Here is a 3,770-nt window from a genome sequence, read left to right as displayed (position 1 = left end):
GGATACCGGCACTGACACGTCGTTCTTGATGCTGGCGCCTTCGTGGCGTTGCACCTCGGCGACCGCTTCGCGCAGGCGCCAGAAGTCGCCGCCCTGCGCCTGACTGGCGGCTACCGCGGCGTCGGTGATGACACCGCTCGTCAGGCATTGCTCCAGCACCGGTTCGAGGGCCGCCCCAAGACCGGCGCTGGCACTGGAACTCGACAGCTCCACCAGCAGGTACCACGGCGAGCGCGTACCGAGCGGATCGCGGGCTCCGGGCAGGTGACGCAGCACGAAATCAAGCGCCAGGCGCGATACCAGTTCGCAGCCCGTAACCGTATCGCCGCTGGCCGCGCGCAGGCGACCGAACACGGTCAGGCAGGCGTCGACTGACGGACAGGCCAGCCAGGCGGTAACCGTTTCGCGGGGCAACGGAAACAGCTTGACCACCGCCGCGGTGATGATGCCGAGCGTGCCCTCGGCGCCGATGAACAGCTGCTTCAGGTCGTAGCCGGTGTTGTCCTTGCGCAGGGCGGTCAGGCCGTCCCAGACCTGCCCATCCGCCAGGACTACTTCCAGCCCCAGCGTCAGTTCGCGGGCATTGCCGTAACGCAGCACATTGGTGCCGCCGGCATTGGTACTGAGTACGCCACCCAACTGCGCGCTGCCGTCAGCGCCGAAGCTGAGCGGAAACAGGCAATCGTGAGCCGCCGCCGCCTCACGAACACGCTGCACAATGCAACCGGCCTCGGCGGTCAGGGTGAAATCAGCCGCATCGACCGTGCGGATACGATTCAGCCGCTCCAGACTCACGATCACCTGCCGCGCCGCATCCTGCGCCACCGCCCCCCCACACAGGCCGGTATTGCCGCCCTGCGGCACCAGTGCCAGATCCAGCTCCCCGCAGGCGCGCACCAATGCCGATACGGCCGCCGTATCCTGCGGCAGTGCCACAGCCAGCGCGGCGCCGTGGTACAGACCACGCTGTTCGGCCAGGTACGGCGCCATGGCGTCCGCCTGGGTGCGCCAGTCGCAGCCCGGCGTAGTGGCCAGGCGCGCCAGCAACTCGGCCCGCTGCGGGCTGTTCATGCGGTACGCGGAACGGCGCTCACGCCGTCACCCGGCACAGGTCGACCTCACCGCCGCAATAGACGTTGAACGCCATCGCCGCGGCGCAGGCGCGGCGCGCCAGTGTCTCGGCGTCGGCCTCGGCCTCGTACAGCGCATGCAGGGCACCCAGGGCGAATTCGGCGCCCGACCCCACCGCGTAATACTGCTGAAATTCGGTCACGCTGGTGTCCGACGACACAAAGAAAATCCCGCCTGGATTCACCAGCAGAAACGAAGCATCCAGATCGCCAAACGGTGAGCGGTCTTCTTCGTTCTGGCACTGGTCGTTGACCAGGGAGTACTGCTCGTGCAACACCTTCCAGAAAGCCTGAAAAAAACGAAACACGTCGCGTTCGGTATCGAGTTTTGGCGCCCGCCGGCGGGCCAGAAAATCCGTCAGGATGTTGGCATACAGGCCCCAGCCGCTGGTCGCCAGATGATTAGCGCCCACGGTCAGGATCTTCTGGGTCCGGTGATTGGCAATCGGCGCCCGGTTCTGGCCAAAATTGTTCTGGGTGTCGGCGGCGAGTACGATCTCGCTACCCTTGCGCACGGCAACAGCTATGGTCATGGCAGCACATCCGGGGTGAGGGACACGCAATGCTATCAGCCGCCTGACACCGCTGCCGGCCGCGACAGCACAGGAAAACCCCCATGCAGCAACTGTTCCCCGACTTATGGCAGACCGCCGCCGAGCACCCGTTCGGCCCCGACGTGAGCACCCACGCCTACCTGTGGCTGCGCCCGGGCGGCAACGTACTGTTCTACAACACGGGCCTGCCCGCCGAACTGGACACCATCGAGCGGCTCGGCGGGATTGCCTGGCAGTACCTGAGCCACCGCGACGAAGTGGCGCCCGGGCTGGCCGAAATTCGCCGCCGCTTCAGCGCCCTGCTGTGTTGCCATGCGCTGGAAGCGCCCGCGGCCGAACGCGTCTCACCGGTCGACATCGCCTTTGCCGGCCCGTGCCTAGCCCTGCCAGGTCTCAACGTCATCCCCACGCCCGGGCACACCGCCGGCAGTACCTGTTTTCGGGTCGACGCGGCCGGTGATCTGACTTACCTGTTCACTGGCGACACGCTGTTCCCGGACGGTGCCGGCTGGGGCACTTACGTTGCCAAGGGGGATCGCCCGACCTTGCGCCGCAGCCTTGAGCTGCTGCGCAGCCCCACCCCCGATGTGGTGCTGTCCTCGGCCGCCCGGCATCCGGATGGCTACCGCAGGACGGACCGCAACGGCTGGCAGCGAATCCTGGACCGGACCATCGACGACCTGCGCTGAGCAGAAACGTACGCGCCCATTCAGGGTGCCAGACCAGGGCTCGCTGTAACGGCTGGGATTTTTATCCCCCGTTTCCCCTACACTGCAAAACACCTTGCAAAACCCAGGGAGGAGTCATGGCAACACAGCGCGGCCTGCTGGCAGGGACGATCGCATTGATGCTGACAGGCCTGAACGGCGGCCTGGCCAACGCCGCCGGCGGCTACTTCGCCATGGGTTACGGGCCAATCGCCCGGCAGATGGGCGGCGCGACCACGGCCGTCACCGGCGACGCCTTCGCCGGTGCGTCCAACCCCGGCAAGCTGGCGTTCGCCGGGGACCGGCTGGACCTGGGGATGGAGCTGTTCATGCCGAGCCGGCGCATCGAGCGCACCGGCAGCGACAGTCCCTATGATTTTCACTCGGTCAGCCGAAACAGCCTGTTCCTGATCCCCGAGGGCGCCTACAGTCACCAGATCAACGACCGCTTCGCCTGGGGCATCGCCGTCTACGGCAACGGTGGGCTCAATACCGAATACAACGACACCACCGGCGTGCCGGGCACCAACGGCAACCCGGCCGCCTGCGGCGCGGCGCCGGCCAATTTCCTGCTCGGCTGCGGCAAGCTCGGTTTCGATCTCACGCAGCTGGTAGTGGCGCCCACCGTGTCGTGGCGCATCAACCCGCAGCACAGCATCGGTATTTCGCCGCTGATCACGGCCCAGCGCTTCAAGGCCTATGGCCTGCAAGCCTTCGCGCCGCTGTCAGAGCATCCAGACCGGGTCAGCAATCAAGGCTACGACCTGGCTTTCGGGCTTGGCCTGCGGATCGGCTGGTATGCCGAACTGGCACCCTGGCTGAGTGCCGGCGCGGCCTATGCAACGCGCACCTACATGCAGGAATTCGACAAGTACAAGGGCCTGTTTGCCGAGGGTACATTCGACATACCAGAGAACCTGAGCGTCGGTCTCGCCGTGCGTCCGGCCGCGGACTGGCTAGTGTCCCTGGACGTGCAGCGCATCAACTTCGCCAGCGTCAACGCGCTTGGCAACGGCGTACTGAACACGCTCGCCGACCCGCTGGGCAAGCCGCTGGGCAGCAGTGATGGCAGCGGTTTCAACTGGCGGGACGCCACCACCTACCGCATCGGGCTGGCCTACACCTGGTCGCCGAGCCTGACCCTGCGTGCCGGCTACGGTTATGGCGAGCGACCGAACGACAACGACATCAACTCGGTCAGCTTCAATATGCTGACGCCCAACCAGTTGCGCCAGGCGAGCGCCGGATTTACCTGGCAGCTGTCCGACCGCCACGAACTACACGGCTCAGTCGGCCACTACTTCGAGAAAACCTACCGCGGACCCTCCGCTGCGCTGCCCGGCGCCAGCGAGAAAATACGTCCGCACGTGGAGATGGTC

4 protein-coding genes are annotated in these 3,770 nt (G+C 66.1%); 2 read left to right on the top strand and 2 right to left on the bottom strand.

The features are described from left to right. The coding region (locus ABZF37_RS13860; protein WP_372720923.1) for an FAD-binding oxidoreductase at positions 1 to 1,071 on the bottom strand (1,071 nt) is incomplete at its 3' end. Positions 1,072 to 1,090: 19 nt separating this feature from the next. Next, positions 1,091 to 1,663 (bottom strand): hypothetical protein, encoded by a 573-nt coding sequence (locus ABZF37_RS13855; RefSeq protein ID WP_372720921.1) that lies wholly within the window; start codon positions 1,661 to 1,663, stop codon positions 1,091 to 1,093. A gap of 83 nt (positions 1,664 to 1,746) precedes the next feature. Between ABZF37_RS13855 and ABZF37_RS13850 the strand changes: the two genes are divergently transcribed. Then, on the top strand, positions 1,747 to 2,373 hold the full coding sequence (locus tag ABZF37_RS13850; protein WP_372720919.1) for an MBL fold metallo-hydrolase: 627 nt from the start codon (positions 1,747 to 1,749) through the stop codon (positions 2,371 to 2,373). Positions 2,374 to 2,489: 116 nt separating this feature from the next. After that, positions 2,490 to 3,770, top strand: a 1,281-nt coding sequence (locus ABZF37_RS13845) for an OmpP1/FadL family transporter (protein WP_372720917.1), incomplete at its 3' end; no start/stop codon positions are given.

Source organism: Immundisolibacter sp., from assembly GCF_041601295.1.
Classification (GTDB): domain Bacteria; phylum Pseudomonadota; class Gammaproteobacteria; order Immundisolibacterales; family Immundisolibacteraceae; genus Immundisolibacter.
Note: the sequence above shows the minus strand (reverse complement) of the source record. Positions and strands in the feature narration are given on the sequence as shown.